Annotated in this window: 23 protein-coding genes and 1 tRNA gene; 11 read left to right on the top strand and 13 right to left on the bottom strand. The window is 59.4% G+C overall.

Going from position 1 to position 21865, the window contains the following annotated elements; translation table 11 throughout:
* Nucleotides 1-43: 43 nt before the first annotated feature.
* The 4 genes from G0Q00_RS08775 to G0Q00_RS08760 are packed head-to-tail and all read right to left on the bottom strand — an operon-like array spanning nucleotide 44 to nucleotide 3170.
* Nucleotides 44-454 carry a DUF934 domain-containing protein gene (locus tag G0Q00_RS08775; protein WP_163038486.1) on the bottom strand — a complete coding sequence of 137 codons (411 nt, stop codon included), beginning with the start codon at nucleotides 452-454 and terminating at the stop codon, nucleotides 44-46.
* Nucleotides 451-1191, bottom strand: coding sequence for a phosphoadenylyl-sulfate reductase (locus G0Q00_RS08770; RefSeq protein WP_163038485.1), 741 nt, complete (start codon nucleotides 1189-1191; stop codon nucleotides 451-453). Before G0Q00_RS08770 ends, G0Q00_RS08775 begins: the two co-directional genes overlap by 4 nt.
* Nucleotides 1181-2851 (bottom strand): nitrite/sulfite reductase, encoded by a 1671-nt coding sequence (locus G0Q00_RS08765; protein WP_163038483.1) that lies wholly within the window; start codon nucleotides 2849-2851, stop codon nucleotides 1181-1183. Before G0Q00_RS08765 ends, G0Q00_RS08770 begins: the two co-directional genes overlap by 11 nt.
* Nucleotides 2844-3170: a DUF2849 domain-containing protein gene (locus G0Q00_RS08760; RefSeq protein WP_163038481.1), complete on the bottom strand. Its 327-nt coding sequence runs from the start codon at nucleotides 3168-3170 to the stop codon at nucleotides 2844-2846. Before G0Q00_RS08760 ends, G0Q00_RS08765 begins: the two co-directional genes overlap by 8 nt.
* A 140-nt stretch (nucleotides 3171-3310) precedes the next feature.
* On the opposite strand from G0Q00_RS08760, the gene G0Q00_RS08755 reads away from it, so the two are divergent.
* The gene (locus G0Q00_RS08755; RefSeq protein ID WP_163038479.1) at nucleotides 3311-3772 is read left to right on the top strand and encodes an Lrp/AsnC family transcriptional regulator; all 462 of its coding nucleotides are present in this window, start codon (nucleotides 3311-3313) and stop codon (nucleotides 3770-3772) included.
* A gap of 86 nt (nucleotides 3773-3858) precedes the next feature.
* Here the strand turns inward: G0Q00_RS08755 and G0Q00_RS08750 are convergent, their stop codons facing one another.
* A complete protein-coding gene (locus tag G0Q00_RS08750) occupies nucleotides 3859-5034 on the bottom strand; it encodes a cytochrome P450 (RefSeq protein ID WP_163038477.1) in 1176 nt (391 codons plus the stop codon).
* A 58-nt stretch (nucleotides 5035-5092) separates the two neighbouring features.
* Between G0Q00_RS08750 and G0Q00_RS08745 the strand changes: the two genes are divergently transcribed.
* From G0Q00_RS08745 to G0Q00_RS08725, 5 genes are all read left to right on the top strand, one after another.
* Nucleotides 5093-6835, top strand: coding sequence for an ATP-binding protein (locus G0Q00_RS08745; RefSeq protein ID WP_163038475.1), 1743 nt, complete (start codon nucleotides 5093-5095; stop codon nucleotides 6833-6835).
* Nucleotides 6832-8073, top strand: a complete 1242-nt coding sequence (locus tag G0Q00_RS08740) for a sigma-54 dependent transcriptional regulator (RefSeq protein ID WP_163038473.1) — start codon at nucleotides 6832-6834, stop codon at nucleotides 8071-8073. The genes G0Q00_RS08745 and G0Q00_RS08740 overlap by 4 nt, the downstream gene beginning before the upstream one ends.
* A 233-nt stretch (nucleotides 8074-8306) precedes the next feature.
* Nucleotides 8307-9308, top strand: coding sequence for a DctP family TRAP transporter solute-binding subunit (locus G0Q00_RS08735; protein ID WP_163038471.1), 1002 nt, complete (start codon nucleotides 8307-8309; stop codon nucleotides 9306-9308).
* Between the two features lie 107 nt (nucleotides 9309-9415).
* Nucleotides 9416-10081, top strand: a complete 666-nt coding sequence (locus tag G0Q00_RS08730) for a TRAP transporter small permease (protein WP_163038469.1) — start codon at nucleotides 9416-9418, stop codon at nucleotides 10079-10081.
* The gene (locus G0Q00_RS08725) at nucleotides 10081-11490 is read left to right on the top strand and encodes a TRAP transporter large permease (RefSeq protein ID WP_163038467.1); all 1410 of its coding nucleotides are present in this window, start codon (nucleotides 10081-10083) and stop codon (nucleotides 11488-11490) included. The genes G0Q00_RS08730 and G0Q00_RS08725 overlap by 1 nt, the downstream gene beginning before the upstream one ends.
* Nucleotides 11491-11591: 101 nt before the next feature.
* On the opposite strand, the gene G0Q00_RS08720 is transcribed toward G0Q00_RS08725, so the two are convergent.
* The 7 genes from G0Q00_RS08720 to G0Q00_RS08690 form a co-directional block, all read right to left on the bottom strand.
* The gene (locus tag G0Q00_RS08720; protein ID WP_163038465.1) at nucleotides 11592-11786 is read right to left on the bottom strand and encodes a DUF2892 domain-containing protein; all 195 of its coding nucleotides are present in this window, start codon (nucleotides 11784-11786) and stop codon (nucleotides 11592-11594) included.
* Nucleotides 11787-11864: 78 nt separating this feature from the next.
* Nucleotides 11865-12524, bottom strand: coding sequence for a Crp/Fnr family transcriptional regulator (locus G0Q00_RS08715; protein ID WP_163038463.1), 660 nt, complete (start codon nucleotides 12522-12524; stop codon nucleotides 11865-11867).
* Between the two features lie 25 nt (nucleotides 12525-12549).
* A complete protein-coding gene (mmsB, locus tag G0Q00_RS08710) occupies nucleotides 12550-13422 on the bottom strand; it encodes a 3-hydroxyisobutyrate dehydrogenase (RefSeq protein ID WP_163038461.1) in 873 nt (290 codons plus the stop codon).
* Nucleotides 13423-13432: 10 nt separating this feature from the next.
* Nucleotides 13433-14461: an enoyl-CoA hydratase/isomerase family protein gene (locus G0Q00_RS08705; protein ID WP_163038459.1), complete on the bottom strand. Its 1029-nt coding sequence runs from the start codon at nucleotides 14459-14461 to the stop codon at nucleotides 13433-13435.
* Nucleotides 14461-15612: an acyl-CoA dehydrogenase family protein gene (locus G0Q00_RS08700; RefSeq protein WP_163038457.1), complete on the bottom strand. Its 1152-nt coding sequence runs from the start codon at nucleotides 15610-15612 to the stop codon at nucleotides 14461-14463. Before G0Q00_RS08700 ends, G0Q00_RS08705 begins: the two co-directional genes overlap by 1 nt.
* A 139-nt stretch (nucleotides 15613-15751) precedes the next feature.
* On the bottom strand, nucleotides 15752-16885 hold the full coding sequence (locus G0Q00_RS08695; protein ID WP_163038455.1) for a carboxylate-amine ligase: 1134 nt from the start codon (nucleotides 16883-16885) through the stop codon (nucleotides 15752-15754).
* Nucleotides 16886-17016: 131 nt separating this feature from the next.
* Nucleotides 17017-18516, bottom strand: a complete 1500-nt coding sequence (locus tag G0Q00_RS08690) for a CoA-acylating methylmalonate-semialdehyde dehydrogenase (protein ID WP_163038454.1) — start codon at nucleotides 18514-18516, stop codon at nucleotides 17017-17019.
* Between the two features lie 185 nt (nucleotides 18517-18701).
* Between G0Q00_RS08690 and G0Q00_RS08685 the strand changes: the two genes are divergently transcribed.
* The 4 genes from G0Q00_RS08685 to G0Q00_RS08670 all read left to right on the top strand — a co-directional run bounded on the left by G0Q00_RS08685 (nucleotide 18702) and on the right by G0Q00_RS08670 (nucleotide 21457).
* A complete protein-coding gene (locus G0Q00_RS08685; RefSeq protein ID WP_163038452.1) occupies nucleotides 18702-19598 on the top strand; it encodes a LysR family transcriptional regulator in 897 nt (298 codons plus the stop codon).
* 92 nt (nucleotides 19599-19690) lie between these two features.
* Nucleotides 19691-20125, top strand: a complete 435-nt coding sequence (locus G0Q00_RS08680) for a CBS domain-containing protein (RefSeq protein ID WP_163038451.1) — start codon at nucleotides 19691-19693, stop codon at nucleotides 20123-20125.
* A 93-nt stretch (nucleotides 20126-20218) separates the two neighbouring features.
* Nucleotides 20219-20710, top strand: coding sequence for a pantetheine-phosphate adenylyltransferase (gene coaD / locus G0Q00_RS08675; RefSeq protein WP_163038450.1), 492 nt, complete (start codon nucleotides 20219-20221; stop codon nucleotides 20708-20710).
* Nucleotides 20711-21022: 312 nt separating this feature from the next.
* Nucleotides 21023-21457 (top strand): MmcB family DNA repair protein, encoded by a 435-nt coding sequence (locus G0Q00_RS08670; protein ID WP_239058403.1) that lies wholly within the window; start codon nucleotides 21023-21025, stop codon nucleotides 21455-21457.
* Nucleotides 21458-21463: 6 nt separating this feature from the next.
* On the opposite strand, the gene G0Q00_RS08665 is transcribed toward G0Q00_RS08670, so the two are convergent.
* Entirely contained in the window at nucleotides 21464-21670 is a 207-nt protein-coding gene (locus tag G0Q00_RS08665) for a DUF6324 family protein (RefSeq protein WP_163038448.1), read from the bottom strand.
* Between the two features lie 106 nt (nucleotides 21671-21776).
* Between G0Q00_RS08665 and G0Q00_RS08660 the strand changes: the two genes are divergently transcribed.
* Nucleotides 21777-21853, top strand: a tRNA-His gene (locus G0Q00_RS08660).
* Nucleotides 21854-21865 lie beyond the last annotated feature (12 nt).

Below are 21865 nucleotides of genomic sequence, written 5' to 3'. Positions count from 1 at the left end.
GCCCTTTCTTGTCAGAGTATATAGGAGGGTTGCGAAGGGCGGTCTAGCCGGTCATCCGCGACCTATAGTCATAGGCTTTCCAGTCCGCCCGGTACTGCCATTCTGCTTCCGGCTGGCGCTGGGCAAGCTCGTCCGAGATCTCGACCTCGTCAAAGCCCGACCGACGTGCCATCGCGTATTGGTCCGAGATCACATGGCCATGGGCACGCAGACGACCCTCGTAGCCCAGAAGGCGCAGTTGACGGCCCAACGTGAAGCCGCGACCATCCGCAAAAGATGGGAAGTCGATGCGGATGGCAGGCACGCCCACCATAAGATCAGCCAGCGCCGCCGGATCCGTGTCCGAGGCAATGTGCAGACCGCGCGTGTCATTGGCGGCGCGCTCGTCCGAGGTTGCGAACCCTGCGGTCCAGTCGTCACGGGCAAAGCCGTTATCGGTTACAATCACGCTCATGCTTCTGCTCCTACACGTACCATTTTGCCATCCACGAAATGGATGCCACATTCCGTCTTCTCGGCCCCGCGCCAGCGTCCGGCGCGCGGGTCTTCACCGGGTTTCACAGCCGATGTACAAGGCGCACAGCCGATCGACGGGAAGCCGCGTGCGACCAGCGGGTGTTTGGGCAGGCGGTTGTTGATCAGGTAATCCTGCACGTCCGAGGCTGCCCAGTGCGCCAGCGGATTGACCTTCAGCAGACCGTCTTCGGCCTCGAAGAACTCCAGTTCGACGCGCTTGCCACCCTGAAAGCGTTTGCGCCCCGTGATCCAGCCGTCAAACCCATTCAAGGCACGGTCCAGCGGCTCGACCTTGCGCAGCTCGCAGCAGGCATCGGTGTCAGCCAGATGCAGAATGTTGTCCGGGTCGCGGGCGAACAGGGCCTCGGGGTCCGGATGCACTACGCGTACATCTGTCAGACCCAGCTTCTCGGCCACCTCAACCTGATAATCGAGCGTTTCCTGGAACAGCATCTGCGTGTCCAGAAAAATCACCGGAACGGTGCGGTCGACCTTGGCCACCAGATGCAGCAGCACAACGCTTTCCGCGCCGAAGCTCGACACCAGAGCAAGCGACCCAATGGTGCTGTCCGACAGCGCCCGCTCCACGACCGAGGTCGCGGAATGGTGCTTGTAGCGGTCATTCAGGTCAGCCGCGCGCTCTTCCGCGGGGGGAAGGGGGATTTCAAGCGGCATTGGTCTTGTCCTCCTCCGGATACAGAGCGGCCTTGAACGGCGCTTCGCCCAGACGGCGATAGGCGTCGATGAAGGTTTCGCCCTCGTCCTCGCGCAGCTCAAGATAAGCGTGCACAAGGCGTTCGATGGCCGGGACGATCTGGTCATAGGCAAAGCCGGGACCAGCCCGTTTACCGATCACAGTGTCCGGGCCGGCGTCACCACCCAAGGTGATCTGATAGTTTTCGACGCCCGCACGATCCAGACCCAGAATGCCGATATGGCCCAGGTGGTGGTGCCCACAGGCGTTGATGCAGCCCGAGATCTTGATCTGCAGATGACCAATGTCGTGCTCGATCTTCAGCTCGTCGAAACGTTCTGCAATTTCTTGCGCGACGGGGATCGAACGGGCTGTGGCCAGCGCGCAGTAGTCCATACCCGGGCAAGCGATGATGTCCGAGATCAGACCAGCATTCGCCGTGGCCATGCCATGCGCACGCAGGGCAGCAAAGATCGCAGGCAGGTCCGAGCGGTGGACATGCGGGAAGATCACGTTCTGCTCGTGGCTGATGCGAATGTCGCCGTGGCCGAATTCTTCAGCCAGATCTGCCAGCACGCGCATTTGATCGGCGCTCGCGTCACCCGGCGTGGCGCCATGCGCCTTCATCGAGATCGTGACGATCCCGTAGCCATCCGCGCGGTGGTCATCCACGTTGGTGTCGCTCCACGAGCGGAAGATCGGGTCGGCGTCGCGGGCAGCATGGTAGCCGTCCAGCGTAGCCGTTTTGAACTCCGGCGCTGTGAAGTCAGCGGCGATGCTGGCGAAATGCTCTTGATCCACGCCCGAGAAGAGCGGGCGCAGCTGTGCAAAACGTGCCTCGACCAGATCGTGGATCGTGTCGATCCCGTTCTCCATCGTGGTGATCTTGATGCGCGCCTTATATTTGTTATCGCGACGGCCCAGCGTGTTGTAGACGCTGACGACGGCCTCGACATAAGGCAGCAGATCTTCACGGGGCAGGAAGTCTTTCAGCACCTGACCCACAACCGGCGTACGGCCAAGACCGCCACCGACGAGGATCTGATAACCAACATCTCCGGCTTCGTTCTTCACGATACGGATGCCGATGTCATGCGCCTTGGTGACAGCACGGTCGGCTTTCGATCCGGTTACAGCCAGCTTGAACTTGCGCGGCAGGAACTGGAATTCCGGGTGGTCGGTGGACCACTGGCGCAAAAGCTCAGCCGTAGGGCGCGGGTCTTCAACCTCGTCCGCGGCGGCGCCGGCGAAGTGATCGGCGGTCACGTTACGGATCGTGTTGCCCGAAGTCTGGATGGCGTGCATGCCTACATCGGCCAGCGCATCCAGCATGTCCGGAATGTCCGACAGGCGCGGCCAGTTGTATTGGATGTTCTGGCGCGTGGTCCAGTGGCCATAGCCCTTGTCCCAGCGTTCGCCGATCATCGCCAGCTGGCGCATCTGGTTGGGGTTGAGCGAGCCATAGGGGATCGCAACCCGCAGCATGTAAGCGTGCAGTTGAAGATAGACGCCATTCATTAGGCGCAGCGGCTTGAACTCGTCTTCGGTCAGCGCGCCCGAGATACGGCGGCCGACTTGCTCGCGGAACTGCGCGACGCGGTTGCGCACGAAGCTTTCGTCGAAATTGTTGTAATCATACATTGGCCACGGCCTCCGATGCCGATTGCTCTGTCTGTTTGCCGTGGAAGCGGTTCGACGGGCCGGTGGCACGGAACGCTTCGCGGAAATGAGTGGGGATCGGGCCGGTCGGACCTGCGGCGGCGTCCGCCAGATAGGGGCCAACGGCGATGCCGGCCTCGGCTGTGGCGCGTGCCAGTTGGGTGTTTGCCTCGGCCTCGTCCTCGATCAGCCATGCCATACACATGTCACGTACCCAGGACCCGTTATGGGCCAAATAGATCACGTCGCCTTCGATCAGGTCGTTGGCAGTTACCACTTTAGGGCTAAAAGGGCGGGGCATGGCATGTCCTTTCCGGTTGCGTTCGGGCTTTATATAGGACATTTTCCCATTATTGCGCGAGGTGTCGCGGCAAATAAGGAATGTTGTTTCGGTTTGCGCGTCAGTTGGAACGCTTGGACCAGAAGAGGAGAAAAAGCGGAATGTCTGTTCGGCTGGACGAGATCGACCGGAAAATCCTGCGTGAGCTTCAAAGCGATGCGGGGCAGTCTTTGGACGTAATTGCCAAAAAGGTGGGGTCATCCAAGACGCCCGTGTGGAACCGGATTCGCAAAATGCGCGAAAACGGGGTGATCGGGCAGAACACGATGGTGATGGACGCCGAAAGCCTTGGGTTTGAAGCGTGTTTCTTCGTTTTGATCCGCACGTCCGAGCATGAGGCTGACTGGCAAGAAAAGTTTCTGGCCGCCCTGCGCGCACGTCCCGAGGTCATGGAAGCGCACCGACTGGCGGGCGAGATTGACTACATTCTGAAAGTTCGTGTCGAAAACGCCCGTGCCTATGACGAGTTCTATCAGGCGCTGATTTCGGAGGTGAAGATTTTCAATGTCACCGCGCTGTTGTCGATGGAAGAGATCAAGTTCTCGACAGAACTACCGATCTAAAGCGCTTTCGGTGGCTCCTGAGGGGCTTTGCCCCTCTGTGCTACGCACATTCACCCCAGGATACTTGTGGCAAGAAAATGAGAGGGTTAGGCTTGAATCTTGAGGGCTTCTAACCCGTGGAAGTGATAGACATTTCCGTAATTCGGCGGCGCGGTGATGGTCAGGTTCGGGCAGCGCTCGAACAGGATTGGCAGTGCGTATTTCAGCTCGAGCCGGGCCAGAGGTGCACCGATGCAGAAATGCACCCCGGCGCCGAAGGCGGTGTTTTGTTGGATGCGACGGGCCGGATCGAAGGTGTTTGGGTCGTCCCACATATCCGGGTCGCGGTTGGCTGCGCCTAGCAGCAATCCAATCTCATCCCCGCGCTTGAAATCGTGCCCATACAGCGTCGTGTCTTCATAGACGTGACGGGTGAACATGTGCAGCGGCGGGTCGAAACGCAGGGTTTCCTCGATCGTTGCGTCAATGGCGTCTGGGGACAGTGCGGTGGCGGAAGTGCCCTGTTCCAGCAGGGTTTTTACGGCGATGGCCATGGCGTGCACGGTGGCTTCGTGGCCTGCGTTCAATAGCAGAATACAGGTCGTGATCAGTTCGTCTGTAGACAGCTTTTCACCTTCTTCCTCGGCTTGGATCAGCTCGGTGATCAGGTCGTCGCGCGGGTTGCCGCGCCTCTGGTCCACGTAGTCCCGCATGAAGGCCACGAAGGCCTCTGTTGCGGCAATCGCCTCGTCCTCGATCGCGCGGGTGCGGCGGGCTTGGTACATCGAGACCATGGCGTTGGACCAATGCAGCAGGTCATCGGCGCGTTCTTCGGGCACGCCCAGAAGGCGGCAGATGATGATGACTGGGATACGGGTGGCGAAGGCGGGGAGAAGGTCGAATTCGCCCTCGGGGAAGGCGTCGATCAAGTCGTGTGTCAGCGCCTCGATCTCGGGGCCCAACGCGGCAATCCGGCGCGAGGTGAAGGCGCGGAGGACCAGCTTGCGCAGACGCGTGTGGCGCGGGGCTTCCAGTTCCAGCATGGAATGGGCTTCTACGGCATAGAAGGGGGCCAGATGGTCGGGGAACTGCCGCGGCTCAACCGGCTCGCGCCCGAACCGACGGTCGCGCAAAAGCGCGTTGACCGCGCGAAAACTGCTGGCCATGGGCAGGTCGTAATCCTCCCAGAAAAACAGGTCGCCTTCCGCGCGGGCGCGGTCATAGAAGGCATAGGGATTCTGGATGAATTCGGGATCCGTGGGGGATTGGGTCAATCGCTTCATGGGCGCATGTTCCTTAAACCGGCTGGTCAATGCAAGACCTGCTTCCTATGCTGCCTTCATGTTGCGATTTCTGCATACGAAGTGGATTTTTCCCTTTCTTCTTGGGACGCTGGTGATCAGTGCCGGGGTCTGGGCCTTGGCATGGCGGGCGGCGTTGACACCGCTGGCCGAGCAAGCCTCGTCCGAGTTAGAGCTGGCGTCGGACCAATTGACCCGTCATCTGTTTCGGTATCGTGAGCTGGCTGTGGTGCTGGCCCGTCACCCGGATCTGCGGGCCCGGCTGGGCGGAGAGGCCGAGGACCCCCAAGCCGCAGATGATCTGCTTCGGGCCATGGCGGATATGACCGGCGCGCATCAGCTTTTGCTGGTCGACACCACTGGGCGCGTGTTGGCTGCGTCTCATCAGACCCGGCAGCAACTGGACCCGACAGGCGCGATGATTCACCGCGCGCTGACAGGCGCCTTGGGGTCAGAGGCCGAGTTTCAGCCCGTGGGCAACGGAAGTGTGCGCCGGGTGTTTTCCTTTGCGGCCCCCGTTCTGGGCGAGGGCGGACAGGGGCAGGGCGCCGTGATCGCCCGCACGAACCTGCTGGATTTTGAAGAGAACTGGCCTTCAACTGCCTCAGCGCTGTTCTTCACATTGAATGGCGAGCGGGTGTTCGTGTCGAACCGATTGGATTTGGTCAGCGTTGCCCGTCCGGCAGAACGCTTTCTGAACAGCAACGAAAGCCATTGGACGGGGCATGAGGTCTGGATGATTGAGGCCGGACCATACCTTCCCGACCGCGCGCTGCATCTGACCCGTGATCTGTCCACCGTTGGGCTAAGCGGTGAAATACTGTTGGACACGGCGCCCGCCGAACGAAGCGCTGCCCTGCTGGCGGCCATTGCTGCCGCGATTTGTCTGGGGATCGGGGGGCTTCTTCTGGCGGTTGGCGAACGCAGGCGGGCGCTTGATGAACGGCTGCGCATTGAAGCCGCCGCGAATGCGCGGCTGGAGGCCCGCGTGGCAGAGCGGACGCAGGCACTGTCTGAGGCTAACCTAGACCTGCTGCGCGAAAACCGCGAGCGGCGCGAGGCCGAGGCCGCATTGAAGAAAGCGCAGGATGATCTGGTGCAGGCGGGCAAACTGTCGGCGCTGGGGCAAATGTCTGCAGGCATCAGTCACGAATTGAACCAGCCCTTGATGGCGATCCGCAGCTTTTCGGAAAACGCCTCGTTGTTTTTGCAGCGCGGGCAAGGTGAACAGGCCGGACAAAACCTGACCCGGATTTCCGAGCTGTCACACCGCATGGCGCGGATCATCAAAAACCTGCGCGCATTTGCGCGAAATGAAAACGAACCAACCGGCAAGGTTGATCTGGGGCAGGTGGTGTCGACGGCGGTCGAGCTGACCGAACCGCGGCTTAAAGCGGATCGGGTCACGTTGGACTGGGTGCCTCCGACCACGCCGGTTTATGCCAAGGCGGGCGAGGTGCGCCTGTCGCAGGTCTTTGTAAACCTGATCAACAACGCAGCAGATGCCATGACTGGGCAAGAGGACCGGCACATTCGGATTGCCGTCAACACTGGCAAGACCCTATCCGTGACGGTGCAAGATAGCGGCCCGGGCATTGAGGATCCCGACCGAATATTTGAACCCTTCTTCTCGACCAAGCAGGTAGGAGAAGATGGCATGGGGCTTGGGCTATCGATCTCTTATGGTCTTGTGCAAAGCTTCGGGGGCGATATTCGTGGGCGCAACTGTGAAAACGGGGCGATGTTCACGGTCGAGCTGCCCTATTGGAAGGACGCGGAATGACACAGACGGTGTTGTTGGTCGATGATGACATGATGGTGCGCGAAGCGCTGGGCCAGACGCTCGAGCTGAGCGGCCTGACGGTGATTGCCGCTGGCAGCTATGTCGAGGCCAAGGATCACATCCAGACCGATTTCCCGGGTGTTGTTCTGTCGGACATTCGCATGCCCGGTAAGGATGGCTTCGTGCTGTTGCAGCGGGCACAAGAGGTTGATGCGGATTTGCCTGTCATCCTGCTGACGGGTGAGGGCGATATTCCGACCGCCGTGCGCGGGATGACCGAGGGCGCTTTTGATTTTCTGGAAAAGCCCTGTGACCCGAAAACACTTCTGTCGGTGATCGGGCGGGCGCTGCAAACCCGAATGCTTGTGCTGGAAAACCGCGCCCTTCGTACCAAGGCCCAAACCGGTGATGCCGCAGCACGCCTTCTGATCGGGGAAAGCGCTCTGGCCGAGGAGCTGCGGGCACAGATCCGCGCGGCAGCTGCCACCAATGCCGAGGTGCTGATTTGCGGCGAGCCGGGCTCGGGCACGTCCAAGGTGGCCGAGGTTCTGCACCTTCTGTCCGGCGATGCCACGCGCCCCTTCGTCAAGCTGGCGGCGGTTGGCCTTACTGCAGATGATCTTCTGGCCGGAGTAGACCGCGCCGAGGCTGGGACCTTGTTTCTGGACGAAGTCGGCGCGCTGGATGCCGGGGTGCAATATCGGCTGTTGGACCTGCTGGACCAGCCCGGAAACTGGCGCATGGTCGCCGGAAGCTATCGCGATCTGGAAGCCGAACATCAGGCCGGCCGCTTCAATGCGGACCTCTATTATAAGCTCGATCTCTTCCGTATCCGTATTCCTGCGCTGCGCGAGCGGAAAGAGGATATCCCGCTTCTGTTCCGCCACTATGTCTCGATCTCGTCCGAGCAAGCAGCTTTGACCCCGCCCGAAATCGGTCAGGACGAGATTGCGCAGCTGATGGCGCAGGACTGGCCGGGCAATGCGCGGGCCCTGATGAATGCGGCGATGCGTTTTTCCATGGGGCTTGGTCTGGGGCAGGTGGATAGCCAACAAGATGACGTGGGGCTGGGGTTGGCCGAGCAACTGGCGCAAGTCGAACGATCGCTTCTGATGGACGCCCTGAAGCGCCACAGCGGCGGGGCCAGTGCAGCCGCGAAAGAGCTGAAATTGCCGCGAAAGACATTCTACGACAAGCTGGCGCGGCACGGGATTCGGCCCGAGGCGTTTCGCGGCTAACTGTGCGGTTTTTCGCACAAACCGATATTCTGCTGTGTGAAATTCCGCCCATGCTGCAGCTGCAAGGCTGCTATGCTTTGTGCGGTGATGGATGCAACTTTTTGTAAGCAAACAATAAAACCAGCAGTCCTCGTGATTTTCCTGGTTCCCCTTGGCGTCGTCACAAACCCGTGACCCAATAAGGCAGTTGCCCGTTTGTGGGCGCTTTTTCTATCTGTCTGGGAGGACACCACATGAAATTCCTGACCATTGCCGCTTCGGCCCTGGCCATTGCTGCCTCTGTCACCACCGCGCAAGCGGCCTGTGACGACGGTGAGATCGTCATCAAGTTCAGCCACGTGACCAACACCGACAAGCACCCCAAAGGGATTGCCGCGTCGCTGCTTGAGCAGCGTGTGAACGACGAGATGAACGGCAAAGCCTGTATGGAGGTTTTCCCGAACTCGACGCTCTACAACGACAACAAAGTTCTGGAAGCGATGCTGCAGGGCGACGTACAGTTGGCCGCCCCTTCGCTGTCGAAGTTCGAGAAGTTCACCAAGAAATTCCGTATCTTTGACCTGCCCTTCATGTTCAACGACATTAACGCGGTTGACGCGTTCCAAGCTTCGGACAGCGGCCAGGCCCTTCTGGACAGCATGCAGCGCCGTGGTCTTCAGGGGCTGGCGTACTGGCACAACGGCATGAAGCAGATGTCGGCCAACAAGCCGCTGGTTCTGCCGACTGATGCCGCAGGCCTGAAGTTCCGTGTTCAATCGTCTGACGTGCTGGTCGCTCAGATGGAAGCCATTGGCGGTAGCCCGCAGAAAATGGCCTTCTCGGAAGTGTATGGCGGCCTGCAGCAGGGCGTTGTGGACGGTCAGGAAAACACCTGGTCGAACATCTACGGCAAGAAGTTCTTCGAAGTTCAGGACGGCATCACCGAAACCAACCACGGTGTGATCGACTATCTGGTTGTGACCAACATCGATTGGCTGGAAAGCCTTGATGCAGACGTACGCGATCAGTTCCTGACCATTCTGTCGGAAGTGACCACTGCACGTAACGCGGAATCGACCGCCGTGAACGATGCTGCCAAACAGTCGATCATCGACGCCGGTGGCGAAGTTCGCCAGCTGGACGCAGCGCAGCGTCAGGCTTGGGTCGATGCGATGAAGCCGGTTTGGGACCAGTTCTCGGACGATGTTGGCCAGGAAAACATCGACGCGGCACAAGCCATCAACGCAGGCTCGTAAACCAAACAAAACTCTCCGGGACGCGCGAAAGCGTCCCGGAACACCACCGGTGTCGCGGTGCCCCATCGGGCCCGCATCTTTAGCAAAAAATCTGCGGGGACGAGGACATGCAACACAAGCACACCTTCGTGGACCGAATCGAGGAGACGCTCATCGCGACGCTCCTTGGGTTGATGACTGCGATTACATTCGCAAACGTCATCGCCCGTTTCGGGTTCAATTCAAATATTCTCTGGGCGCTGGAACTGACCGTGTTCCTGTTCGGGTGGCTGGTGCTGCTGGGCGCTTCATATGCGGTAAAGAAACACAGCCACTTGGGCGTTGATGCGATCGTAAACATGGTCCCGCCCGCTGTCGCGCGTGTTCTGGGACTGATTGCGGCGGCCGCCTGTGTCCTGTTCTCCATTTTCATGGTGAAGGGCGCGTATGACTACTGGGCCGTTTTCGCGGACCTGCCGCCTACGTCTGGCCGCTGGTTCCCGACGGGCTTTGTAGATAAGTTCCGCTCGCAATCCTTCTACGAGGTACAGGACGTGCCGATGGTTGGGATCTTTGCGTTCCTAGAGGACCTGATCAACTACGGCGAAAGCTACGAGAAGCTTCCGAAAGTCGTGCCTTACGTGGTTCTGCCGATATCCATGATGCTGTTGCTCTTCAGGTTCTTGCAGGCCTCGCTTGCGATCTGGAATGGAAAAACTGACCGGTTGGTCGCAAGCCACGAAGTCGAGGACGAGATCCAGGAAGTTCGTGAGCAATTGGGGGAGCATGACTGATGGACGTCGTAATTCTATTTGCAATGGTGATCGGCCTTCTGCTGATCGGTGTACCGATCGCAGTCAGCTTGGGCCTCAGCTCGATCCTGTTCCTGCTGTTTTACTCGGATGCCACGCTGGCGTCGGTCGCAGGCACTCTGTTCGAAGCCTTTGAAGGGCACTTCACGCTGCTGGCCATCCCGTTCTTCATCCTGGCCTCAAGCTTCATGTCGACGGGTGGTGTGGCGCGCCGGATCATCCGCTTCTCGATCGCATGTGTTGGCCACCTTCCGGGCGGTCTGGCGATTGCAGGTGTGTTCGCCTGTATGATGTTCGCAGCACTGTCGGGCTCTTCGCCAGCAACCGTTGTGGCCATTGGTTCCATCGTGATCGCTGGGATGCGCCAAGTAGGTTATTCCAAGGAATTCGCCGCAGGTGTGATCTGTAACGCAGGTACGCTGGGCATTCTGATCCCGCCGTCGATCGTGATGGTTGTTTATGCCGCTTCGGTCGAGGTTTCGGTCGGTCGGATGTTCCTTGCTGGTGTGATCCCCGGCCTTCTGGCTGGTTTCATGCTGATGGTGACGATCTATGTCATCGCGAAGGTCAAAAACCTGCCCAAAGGCGAATGGAAAGGCTGGGGCGAGATCATCGAGTCAGGTCGCGACGCCGGTTGGGGCTTGTTCCTGATTGTCATCATTCTGGGCGGTATCTATGGCGGTATCTTTACCCCAACCGAAGCCGCAGCCGTTGCCGCGGTCTATGCCTTCCTCATCGCGACCTTCGTTTACAAGGATATGGGACCGCTGGCAGGGGCCGCCGCCGGAGTATCGGCTGGAAATCTCGAGGCTTCGACCGGTGAAAAGATCAGCCTGTTCAAGAAGCCGCATGCGCTGATCACATCAATGTTCCACCCCGACACCAAACACACGCTGTTTGAAGCGGGTAAGCTGACCGTCACGCTGCTGTTCGTGATCGCCAACGCGCTGATCCTGAAGCACGTGCTGACTGAACAACAGGTGCCACAGCAGATTGCGGGCGCCATGCTGGATGCAGGCTTTGGACCAGTTATGTTCCTGATCGTCGTCAACGTCATCTTGCTGATCGGTGGTCAGTTCATGGAGCCGTCGGGTTTGCTGGTCATCGTGGCACCCTTGGTGTTCCCGATCGCTATCGAGCTGGGCATCGATCCGATCCATCTGGGCATCATCATGGTTGTGAACATGGAGATCGGGATGATTACGCCACCGGTGGGTCTGAACCTCTTCGTGACAAGTGGTGTCGCGGGTATGCCGATGATGTCAGTGGTGCGCGCAGCGCTGCCCTTCCTGGCCGTGCTCTTCGTCTTCCTGATCATGATCACTTACATACCGTGGTTGTCGACCTTCCTGCCCAACACCTTCATGGGGCCGGAAATCATAACCAAATAAAAAACAGCGCCGGGCCCCAAAAGGTCCGGCGCAAACTTTTCCACTCGCTACTTCGACCTGTCTAGCGGACGAGCATTGCGATTTCCTGAAGAAAACCTGACTTAAGTCTTAAGTTTGCAGGTGTTGATCCCGAAGATCGAATAGAGCGGGCAAGATCCCAGCGCACCGGTGGCCAGCGGAACAATACCGATCAGGGCCCAGACCGGGCCGCCTGCGAAAAAGTACCACCCCAACAGGGCAAGACCTGCAACAACGCGCAGAATTCGATCCAGATTACCTTCGTTACGTTTGAGCATGATGAACTCCTTTCCTTGACTGACACCTTGCTAACAAGGCTTGTTTGGAAAGGCATGTGACGTGGTCACACAACGTGCTTAAAAAGCGGTCCCACTGACGATTTTGTTCAGCGCTTTGTGATCAAGAACCGTTACGACACCGCGTTCATGCGCAACTGACCCAGCATGCGCCATCTTGTCCAACCGGCGCGAGATTACTTCGCGGGCTGTGCCAATCGCCGTCGCCATTTCGGCCTGCGTCATGTGCAGACATCCATCGGGGCCGGAGCGGTCCAGAATGAGTGCGGCCAGCCGCGCCTCGACGCTCATGAAGGACACGTTCTCGATCAGTTGCATCATCGACTGCATGCGTTCGGCAAAGGCGCCAAAAACCAGCCGTCGAAATCCGGGCGAACTGTCCAGAAGTGCAAAGAACACGTCGCGTGGGATCAGGACCAGACGGGCAGGGGTCTCGGCCGTGGCTTCTGCGGTATAGGCGTCGCCGCCCAGCAGGCCCAACGTCGACTGGATGCAGCTTTGCCCCGGCGCCACGCGATAGAGCAAAATATCGCGCCCATTAGGGCCGATCAGGTTCACGTCGACCTGCCCGGACAGCATGACGACATAGCCTTTCACGGCCTCACCGGGGCAAAATAGAACGGCCCCCTCGGTCACGTCCAACGGGGCAAGCGTATCCAGAAGCGCGCGGGCTGGGGCGTCCAGCCCGGCGATCTGGTCAGTGTGTTCGGTCCAACTCATAGGAACAGGCTAGACCGAACGCGTCTTAGCTGCGACCGCGTTTTTCAAAGCGCGGCAACATGGCCGAGAAATCCATGCCCAAACCATCTTCGTTCTCGACGAACTGCGTATAAAGCTCGGTCGCGGCCTGACCCATCGGGGTGTCGGCATCGGCGGCCTCGGCAGCTTGCTGGCTCAGACGCAGGTCTTTCAACATCAGTTCGGCAGCAAAGCCGGGCTGATAGTCGTTGTCGGCGGGCGACTGCGGACCCACGCCCGGGGCCGGGCAATAGGCGTTCATCGTCCAGCTGTAACCTGACGAGGTCGACACAACGTCGAACATCTTCTGGCGATCCAGACCCAGCTTGTCAGCAAGCGCGAAAGCTTCACAGGTGCCGATCATGGTGATGCCAAGGATCATGTTGTTGCAGATCTTGGCCGCCTGACCCGCGCCACTGTCGCCGCAATGCACGGCTTTCTGGCCCATGATGTCAAACAGGGGCTCGGCTTTTGCAAAGGCTTCTTCCGAGCCACCCGCCATGAAGGTCAGCGTGCCACCGGCCGCGCCACCGACACCACCCGATACAGGGGCGTCTACGGGCAGAAGACCTGCTGCTGCGGCCTGTTCTGCCACCGCACGCGCGCTTTCCACATCGACGGTCGAGCAGTCTACAAACGCCGCGCCCTTGTCCATCGCAGGCACGATCTCATTGGCCACCGCGCGCAGGATCTGGCCGTTGGGCAGCATGGTCACAACCACGTCTTTGCCCGCCGCAGCTTCAGCACCCGATGCAGCCAGCGCCACGCCCTCGATCTCGACCGGGGCCATGTCAAAGCCAGTGACCTCGTGACCGGCCTTGGCCAAGTTTGCCGCCATCGGGCCACCCATGTTGCCCAGTCCGATAAATCCGATTTTCATGAGGTTCTCCCTAGAATGTCAGTTTCTTGTCGCCCAAGGGGGCGAGCATATGTTCGACTGCCTCTTGCGGCAGGTTTTCCATGTCGTATTCCCAGTTCGGGTTACGATCCTTGTCGATCACCGCGGCGCGGATGCCTTCCACCAGATCGGAATGTTCCAGCGATCGATAGACGAAGCGGTATTCCAGTTCGAGCGACGCGCGCACGTCACGGGTGCCCGCCATACGGTGCAGCATCTCGACCGTGCAGGCCATCGACAGGGGCGAGTTTCGACCGAGAAGCTCCAACGTGTTCTCGGCAAACTGGCTGTCTTCGGCGCGCAGGGACGCGACGATCTCACCCAAGCTGCCACCACCGAAATGGGCGTCGATCATCGGCTGCATGGCAGACAGGTTGCCCGGGATCGGCGGAATTGCGGCCTCGTCAATATGGCTGGGATCGCCGGTGCGGATCAGGTCCGCCTTCAGCGCGTCCCATTCGGCCTGACGGATCACATAGTCGGCAAAGCCCGCATGGATCGCATCGCCCGGTGCCAAACGCGCGCCGGTCATGCCGATATACTCACCCAAGCGGCCCGGCGCATGGGCCAGGATCATCGACCCACCCACATCCGGCACCAACCCGATCCCGCATTCCGGCATCGCCATGCGCGACGAGCGCGCCATGATCCGATGCGAGCCGTGACAGCCGACCCCAACGCCGCCGCCCATGGTGAAGCCCTGCATGAAGCTGACCACCGGTTTGGGGAACTCAAACAGACGCGCGTTCATGCGGTATTCATCGCGCCAGAATTCCTGCGCGCGGGTGTGATCGCCTGACAGGCCGATCTCGTAAATCTCGCGAATGTCACCGCCTGCGCAGAAGGCGCGGTCGCCCTCGGCATCAATCAGGATCAGGGCGACCTCGTCATCCTCGGCCCATTTGATCAGGGCTGCGTCGATCTGAAGGCACATGTCATAGCTCAGTGCATTCAGCGCCTCGGGACGGGTCAATGTGATCCGCCCAGCCTTGCCTTCTTTTCGGATGTGGATGTCTGCCATTAGCCGCGGTCACGCTCTGCCAACAGTTGACGGCCCACGATCAGGCGCATGATCTCGTTCGTACCTTCCAGAATCTGGTGCACGCGCAGGTCACGGACGATCTTTTCGATGCCATAATCAGACAGATAGCCATAACCGCCATGCAGTTGCAGACAGCCGTTCGCAACCTCGAAGGACACGTCCGTCACCATCAGCTTGGCCATCGCACAGAACTTGGACGCATCATGCGCGCCGTTGTCCAACTTCCACGCCGCCTGACGCAGGAAGGTACGTGCGGCTTGCAGCTTAGTCTCGTATTCCGCCAGACGGAATTGCAGCGCCTGAAACTGGTCGATGGTTTTTCCAAACGCCTTGCGCTCGCCCATATATTGCAGGGTAAGATCCAGAGCCTTCTGTGCGCCACCCAGCGCACCGGCCGAGATGTTCAGACGTCCACCGTCCAGACCGGCCATCGCATAGGTGAAGCCTTTGCCCTCTTCCCCCAGCAGGTTTTCCTGCGGGACAAGGCAGTCGTCGAATTGCACCTGAGAGGTCGGCTGCGCCTTCCAGCCCATCTTGCGTTCGTTGGCGCCAAAGCTCAGGCCCGGCGTGCCGTTCTCCACCACCACGGTCGAAATGCCCTTGGGGCCATCGTCGCCGGTGCGGCACATGGTGACATAGACGTCCGAATAGTTGCCGCCCGAGATGAAGGCTTTGTTCCCGTTCATCACATAGCCATCAGCGGTTTTCTCTGCGCGGGTTTTCAGAGCTGCGGCATCCGATCCCGAACCGGGTTCGGTCAGGCAGTACGAGAAGACCTTTTCCATCGAGCACAGCGCCGGAAGCCACTTTTGCTTGTCTTCTTCCTTGCCGAATTTGTCGATCATGCCGCCACACATGTTGTGGATCGACAGGAAGGAACCAACCGACGGATCGGCCATCGCCAAAGCTTCGAAAATCAGTGTGGCATCAAGGCGCGACAGGCCAGAGCCGCCGTATTCCTCGGACACATAAACACCGCCAAATCCCAGCTCGGCCAGTTGCGGCCACAGTTCGCGCGGGATGGTGCCGTCGGCCTCCCACTTCTCGGAATTTGGTGCAATGTTTTCTTCGCCAAAGCTTTTGGCCATGTCGAAGATAAGGGTCTGCTCTTCGGTCAGCGCGAAATCCATCTGGTCCTCCCGTCCACGTGTCTGCACACAGATTATGGAGCAATCCTTACAGGAGTTTTTCAAGCCCTGTCACGGTTCCCCTGCGTGACAGGAAGTCCTTGGCGCCTGCTAACTGGAAAACTATTTGGAAATCCGTGGCTTATAACCCATCGTGGAAAGAATCGATAAGGTGTCGGACCACATCGTGCAGCGCTTCTTCCTTTGTTTTTTCAGCCTGAATGCTGTCTTGATACACGGCGCGTTGACGATCCGCTGCGGTGCCGCCTGCCAGAATGGTACGGGCGTGTTCGACTTCGGCCTGACAGCCCAATACTTTGGCATCTTCAGCGGTCAATTCGATCATCTCGTCCAGAAGGGCATCAAAGCCCACGATCTCGCCCCGGCCGAAGTCGATCAGCCCTCCGGAAACGCCATAGCGCTGGGCACGCCAGCGGTTTTCGCCAACAAGGAAGTTGTCATAAAGCCGCCAGCGCTGGTTCTTGGCCTTCAGACGCCACAGCATCCGGGTCAGACACTGGATCAGAGCCGCCAGCGATAGCGTGTCTTCCAGCCGCGGTTGCACATCGCAAATGCGGGCCTCGATCGTCGGGAAGCGGGCTGAAGGGCGCAGATCCCACCAGATTTTCGAGCTATCCTCGATCACACCGATATCCACCAGCGCCTGAACCGAGCGTTCATATTCCGACCAACTGCCCAGTTGCGGCGGAAGCCCAGTGCGGGGCAGGTTGTCAAAGACGGTCAGACGATAGGATGCCAGACCCGTATCCTCGCCCTGCCAAAACGGAGAGCTCGCGGACATCGCCAGAAGGTGTGGCAGGAAATAGGACAGTTGATTCACCAGATCGATCCGCGTGTCGGGATCGGGAATGCCAACATGCACGTGCATCCCGCAGATCAGCATTCGGCGCACGACGCCCGCCAAATCGCGGCGCAGATCATTGTAGCGGTCCTTATTGACGTGATGCTGGTCTTTCCAGCTGGCAAACGGGTGGCACGAGGCCGCAATCGGGGCCAGCCCGTAATCCTTGGCGTGTTTGGCGACACTGGCGCGCAGACGTTTCAAGTCATCGCGGGCCTCGGACACATTGGCGCAAACGCGGGTGCCGATCTCGATCTGGCATTGCAGATATTCGGGGCTGACCTGACCTTCCAACTCTGCACGGCAGGCCTCCATCATTTCGTCCGGGGCTTCGCGCAGGGCAAGGCTGTCGCGGTCCACCAGAAGGTATTCTTCCTCGATCCCGATCGAGAATGTGGGGGCTGTTCGGGCCATGGCCTGTCCTCCTGTCAGCGTCGCGCGGGACCACTTTGGCAAGAGAATGTCAGATGGACAAGCAGGCAAAACCCCAAACGCAAAACGCCCCGGCGGCTGGCCGGGGCGTTTCGTGTAAACCGCGTGTGGGTTTAGTCCATGGCTTTGAAGTTGAACTCGCCACCTTCTTTGATGCCCGACGGCCAGCGCTGGGTCACGGTCTTGGTGCGCGTGTAGAACTTGAACGCGTCCGGGCCGTGCTGGTTCAGGTCACCAAAGCCCGACTTCTTCCAGCCGCCAAAGGTGTGGTAGGCCAGCGGAACCGGGATCGGAACGTTGATGCCGACCATGCCGATATTGATGCGGTTGGCGAAGTCACGGGCGGTGTCACCGTCACGGGTGAAGATCGCGGTGCCGTTGCCGTATTCATGGTCCATGGCGTGGCCGATGGCCTCTTCATAGCTTTCAGCGCGAACCATCGACAGAACGGGACCAAAGATTTCCTGCTTGTAGATGTCCATATCGGTGGTGACGTTGTCAAAGAGGTGCGGGCCAACAAAGAAGCCGTCCTCATAGCCTTGCAGGCTGAAGTCGCGGTTGTCGACAACCAGGTCAGCACCCTGCTCCACGCCCGAGTTGATCAGACGCAGGATGTTTTCCTTGGCGGCCGAGGTCACGACGGGGCCATAGTCCACATCATCACCAGCAGTGTAGGGGGCTACTTTCAGCTTCTCGATGCGCGGGACCAGAGCGTCACGCAGTTTGTCTGCGGTTTCATTGCCAACCGGAACAGCAACCGAGATCGCCATGCAGCGTTCGCCAGCTGCGCCGAAGCCAGCACCGATCAGCGCGTCAGCGGCTTGTTCGATGTCCGCGTCGGGCATGATGATCATGTGGTTTTTCGCACCGCCGAAGCACTGTGCGCGTTTGCCGTTGGCAGTTGCACGCGAGTAGATGTAGTGCGCGATTGGGGTCGAGCCAACGAAGGCCACGCCCTGCACGGTTTCGTTGTCCAGAATGGCGTCAACCGAGTCTTTGTCGCCGTTCACAACCTGCAGCACGCCGTCGGGCAGGCCAGCTTCTTTGCACAGCTCAGCCAGCATCAGCGGAACCGAGGGGTCACGCTCGGACGGCTTCAGGATCATCGCGTTACCCGCGGCCAGAGCCGGACCCATACCCCACAGCGGGATCATGGCGGGGAAGTTGAACGGGGTGATCGAGGCCACAACGCCCAGCGGCTGACGCATCGAGTACATGTCGATGCCGGGGCCAGCGCTGTCAGTGAACTCGCCCTTCATCATCTGGGCAGCACCGATGCAGTATTCGATCACTTCTAGGCCACGCTGAACGTCACCCTTTGCGTCGGGGATGGTTTTACCATGCTCGCGCGACAGGGCTTCGGCCAGCTTGTCCATGTCACGGTTCAGAAGGCCAACCAGAGCCATCATCACGCGGCCGCGCTTCTGCGGGTTGGTGGCGCCCCAAGCTTTCTGAGCTTCTGCGGCTTTGGCAACAGCGTCGTCCAGCTCGGCTTTGGTGGCCAGAGCAACCTGTGCCTGCACTTCGCCGGTGGCGGGGTTGTAGACGTCGGCAGTGCGGCCCGACGTGCCTTCGACCATCTGGCCGTTGATCCAGTGTCCAAGTTTCTGCATGGTAAGTCTCCCAAATTTCAGGGGCAGGATAGTCTTGCAGAATTGCCGGGAAAAGGGGTAGTTTTCCAAAAGGGTTTTGCGTTTTTGCAATAGGTGAGTGTGCGAGTGACGTGGGTTAGGGGCTTTGCCCCTCGGCCTGACGGCCTCACCCCAGGATATTTCGGGCATGAAAATGAGGGTCGGGTTTGGATTGGGATGATCTGAAAGTGTTTTTGGCGGTGGCGCGGGGGGAAAGCCTGTCGCGCGCTGGGCGTGTGTTGAAGCGCGATGCGGCGACGGTGGGGCGGCGGGTGTCCAAGTTGGAGGCGGATCTGGGATTGCCGCTGTTCACGAAATCTCCGCAAGGGTACGCGCTGACAGATGCGGGGCTGCGCTTGATGGCCCATGCGGAACGGGCCGAGCAGGCGGTGATGTCTGGGGTGGACGAGCTGGCTGGGCAGTCGGGGCAATTGTCCGGGCAGGTGCGGATCGGGGCAACGGACGGGGTGGCCAGTTTCATTCTGCCGCAGGTCTGTGCGGCCATTCAGCGTGATCATCCCGAGTTGGAGTTGCAGATCGTGGCCCTGCCGCGCGTGATCAACCTGTCCAAGCGCGAGGCAGATATGGCGATTACGGTCTCGCCACCACAGACCGGGCGGATCACCGTCCAGAAGATCACGGATTATCATCTGCATCTTGCAGCGTCGCACAGTTACTTGGCGCAGGCCGCAGCCTTGGACAGTTTGGCCGATCTGCGCAATCATCCGGTGGTCGGGTACATACAGGACATGATCTCGTATCCCGAGTTGGATTTCCTTGAGGATCTCGGGGTCGAGAAGACCGCGCTCGCCTCGAATCTGGTGTCGGTGCAGCTGGGACTGGTGAAGCAGGGCGGCGGAATTGGGGTCACGCATGACTTCATCTTGCCCTCGACCCCGGAACTGAAACGCGTCCTGACAGACGAGTTGTCGATCAAACGGTCCTTCTATCTGGTGCGCCACGAGGGGGACGCCCGCATGGAGCGGTTCGCCCGTGTAGGCGAGGAGCTGTTACGCGGTATTCGCGACGAAGTGGCCCGTCTTGAAGGAATGGTTCAGGAATAGTGCTGCAGCTGCAAAGAGCTCTTGACATTTTGTTGCGCAAAGGGTGACGCTGGGGACAGAAAAATACAATACATACAGACAGGAGGGCGCCCATGCTCATTCACCAGATCCTCAAAGATAAAGACCTCGAGGGCGTTGCAACGGTCAAGCCGGGCAGCAAGGTGGCAGATGCGGCACAGCTTTTGTCTGACAAGAAGATCGGCGCAGTCATTGTGTCGTCCGATGGGGTGCATCCGGCAGGTATCTTGTCCGAGCGCGACATTGTGTCCGAGCTTGGGAAGGTCGGCACGGGGTGTCTGGACCAGCCGGTCGATGACCTGATGACCGAGAAGTTGATCACCTGCGCACCGGGCGATCGGGCGATCCAAGTGCTGCAGACCATGACCGAGGGCCGTTTTCGCCACATGCCGGTGATGGAAGGCGATGAAATGATCGGGCTGGTTTCGATCGGGGATGTGGTCAAGGCGCGTTTGGAGGAGCTTTCGCAGCAGGCGGATGCGCTGAAGAACATGATCATGGGCTACTAAGCCTACCCCCGTAAGAATACGCTGCACTGCGGAAAAAGCTTGCATTTGGGCGCGCCATAATGTTGCGTGCGCCCACTGCAAGGAGACCAGATCATGCGCATCGGATTGTATCCCGGAACTTTCGACCCGATCACCTTGGGGCACACAGACATCATTCGTCGTGCCTGTGCATTGGTGGATCGGCTGGTGATTGGTGTTGCCATCAACACGGGCAAGGGGCCTTTGTTCTCGTTGGAAGAACGTGTTGCCATGGTTGAAAGCGAATGCGCGAAACTGGCCGCCGAAACCGGGACCGAGATCGTTGCCCACCCCTTCCAGAACCTTCTGATCGACTGCGCCCATGATGTTGGTGCGCAGATCATCATCCGTGGCCTGCGTGCTGTGACCGATTTCGAGTATGAATATCAGATGGTTGGCATGAATCGCGCGATGGATGATAGCGTGGAAACCGTGTTTCTGATGGCCGAAGCGCGTTATCAGGCAATTGCGTCGAAACTGGTGAAAGAGATCGCTAAACTGGGCGGCGATGTCAGCAAGTTCGTCCCCGAAGATGTGCGCGGACAGCTTCTGGACAAGATCAACTAAAGCGCGCTCGCGCTGATTTGCAGTGGAAAGTGGCGGCCCCACCGCGACCGTCGGGGTCTGAATTCCCGAGGACCTGTATATACAGGTGGGCGCCGGGTAAGTGGACCACGGCCCAAACAGAGCCAGCTCCCTCGGAATTGCTTAAGGCCACCGGAATTTTACCCGCATGTGACGCGAAGGGCAGAAGCCGCCTTCGTCTAGATAGGCGCACGGCGTGCCGGGCGCAAGGGTGCGCGCGATTCTGTACGGTCCATTGACAATTTGTTCATGAAATGTTCGATTGGCTTTATGGCGCTATCTGACCAAACCTTGATGCCTGGACAATTACTGGCGCGCGGCGTGTGTCGCCACATGCTGAGCCACGGCTTCGTCACGGTCGAAGAGCTGGTACCCACACGCGGGCTGCGGGTCGATGTGATGGCCTTGGGCCCGAAGGGCGAGATTTGGGTGATCGAATGCAAATCCTCGCGCGTGGATTTCACGTCCGATAGTAAATGGCAGGGCTATCTGGAATGGTGCGACCGCTATTTCTGGGCCGTTGATTCCGATTTTCCAACTGAGCTGTTGCCGGACGACACCGGGCTGATCATTGCAGACAGCTATGATGCCGAGATTTTGCGCATGGGGCCGGAAGACAGATTGGCACCGGCCCGGCGCAAGGTAATGGCGCAGAAATTTGCCACCCATGCCGCGCGCCGGTTGCAAGGGTTTCGCGACCCCGGCGTGGCGGCATTGGTCAACGTCTAGAAAGCGTTACTTTTTCGACTTGGCACTGTCGGCCAATGCGCGGGCTTGTTTGGCCGCGGTCAACAGCTCTTCCGCGATTTCTTCGGCCTCTTCCGGTTCGAAATCCATTGGCAGTTCCACACCGCCACCTTCAACATAAAGGCGCACCATCCCAATCGAGGTCGGCCCGATCTGCAGGTTTGCGTCGATGTCACTTTCGTCGTTGATGCCCATGTGTGGCCTCCTGAATTTCTTCTGATCGGGTTAGTGCGCTTTCGTGCATTTTTCAACCCGCGACCTCTTGCAAAGCCCCGCGGGTGGGGGTAAACGCATCCAGCGTGCCGACATAGCTCAGTAGGTTAGAGCGCTTGATTGTGGATCAAGAGGTCCCCCGTTCGAGCCGGGGTGTCGGTACCATCCCCCCTTAAG

It is taken from the genome of Aliiroseovarius sp. PrR006 (assembly GCF_010500215.1).
Lineage (GTDB): Bacteria > Pseudomonadota > Alphaproteobacteria > Rhodobacterales > Rhodobacteraceae > Aliiroseovarius.
This window is presented reverse-complemented; position numbering and strand designations above follow the sequence as displayed.

Bases quoted from the DNA above. Each gene is read 5' to 3' on its own strand.
- G0Q00_RS08775 (WP_163038486.1), bottom strand. From the start codon at position 454: ATGAGCGTGATTGTAACCGATAACGGCTTTGCCCGTGACGACTGGACC.
- G0Q00_RS08770 (WP_163038485.1), bottom strand. From the start codon at position 1,191: ATGCCGCTTGAAATCCCCCTTCCCCCCGCGGAAGAGCGCGCGGCTGAC.
- G0Q00_RS08765 (WP_163038483.1), bottom strand. From the start codon at position 2,851: ATGTATGATTACAACAATTTCGACGAAAGCTTCGTGCGCAACCGCGTC.
- G0Q00_RS08760 (WP_163038481.1), bottom strand. From the start codon at position 3,170: ATGCCCCGCCCTTTTAGCCCTAAAGTGGTAACTGCCAACGACCTGATC.
- G0Q00_RS08755 (WP_163038479.1), top strand. From the start codon at position 3,311: ATGTCTGTTCGGCTGGACGAGATCGACCGGAAAATCCTGCGTGAGCTT.
- G0Q00_RS08750 (WP_163038477.1), bottom strand. From the start codon at position 5,034: ATGAAGCGATTGACCCAATCCCCCACGGATCCCGAATTCATCCAGAAT.
- G0Q00_RS08745 (WP_163038475.1), top strand. From the start codon at position 5,093: ATGTTGCGATTTCTGCATACGAAGTGGATTTTTCCCTTTCTTCTTGGG.
- G0Q00_RS08740 (WP_163038473.1), top strand. From the start codon at position 6,832: ATGACACAGACGGTGTTGTTGGTCGATGATGACATGATGGTGCGCGAA.
- G0Q00_RS08735 (WP_163038471.1), top strand. From the start codon at position 8,307: ATGAAATTCCTGACCATTGCCGCTTCGGCCCTGGCCATTGCTGCCTCT.
- G0Q00_RS08730 (WP_163038469.1), top strand. From the start codon at position 9,416: ATGCAACACAAGCACACCTTCGTGGACCGAATCGAGGAGACGCTCATC.
- G0Q00_RS08725 (WP_163038467.1), top strand. From the start codon at position 10,081: ATGGACGTCGTAATTCTATTTGCAATGGTGATCGGCCTTCTGCTGATC.
- G0Q00_RS08720 (WP_163038465.1), bottom strand. From the start codon at position 11,786: ATGCTCAAACGTAACGAAGGTAATCTGGATCGAATTCTGCGCGTTGTT.
- G0Q00_RS08715 (WP_163038463.1), bottom strand. From the start codon at position 12,524: ATGAGTTGGACCGAACACACTGACCAGATCGCCGGGCTGGACGCCCCA.
- mmsB (WP_163038461.1), bottom strand. From the start codon at position 13,422: ATGAAAATCGGATTTATCGGACTGGGCAACATGGGTGGCCCGATGGCG.
- G0Q00_RS08705 (WP_163038459.1), bottom strand. From the start codon at position 14,461: ATGGCAGACATCCACATCCGAAAAGAAGGCAAGGCTGGGCGGATCACA.
- G0Q00_RS08700 (WP_163038457.1), bottom strand. From the start codon at position 15,612: ATGGATTTCGCGCTGACCGAAGAGCAGACCCTTATCTTCGACATGGCC.
- G0Q00_RS08695 (WP_163038455.1), bottom strand. From the start codon at position 16,885: ATGGCCCGAACAGCCCCCACATTCTCGATCGGGATCGAGGAAGAATAC.
- G0Q00_RS08690 (WP_163038454.1), bottom strand. From the start codon at position 18,516: ATGCAGAAACTTGGACACTGGATCAACGGCCAGATGGTCGAAGGCACG.
- G0Q00_RS08680 (WP_163038451.1), top strand. From the start codon at position 19,691: ATGCTCATTCACCAGATCCTCAAAGATAAAGACCTCGAGGGCGTTGCA.
- coaD (WP_163038450.1), top strand. From the start codon at position 20,219: ATGCGCATCGGATTGTATCCCGGAACTTTCGACCCGATCACCTTGGGG.
- G0Q00_RS08670 (WP_239058403.1), top strand. From the start codon at position 21,023: ATGCCTGGACAATTACTGGCGCGCGGCGTGTGTCGCCACATGCTGAGC.
- G0Q00_RS08665 (WP_163038448.1), bottom strand. From the start codon at position 21,670: ATGGGCATCAACGACGAAAGTGACATCGACGCAAACCTGCAGATCGGG.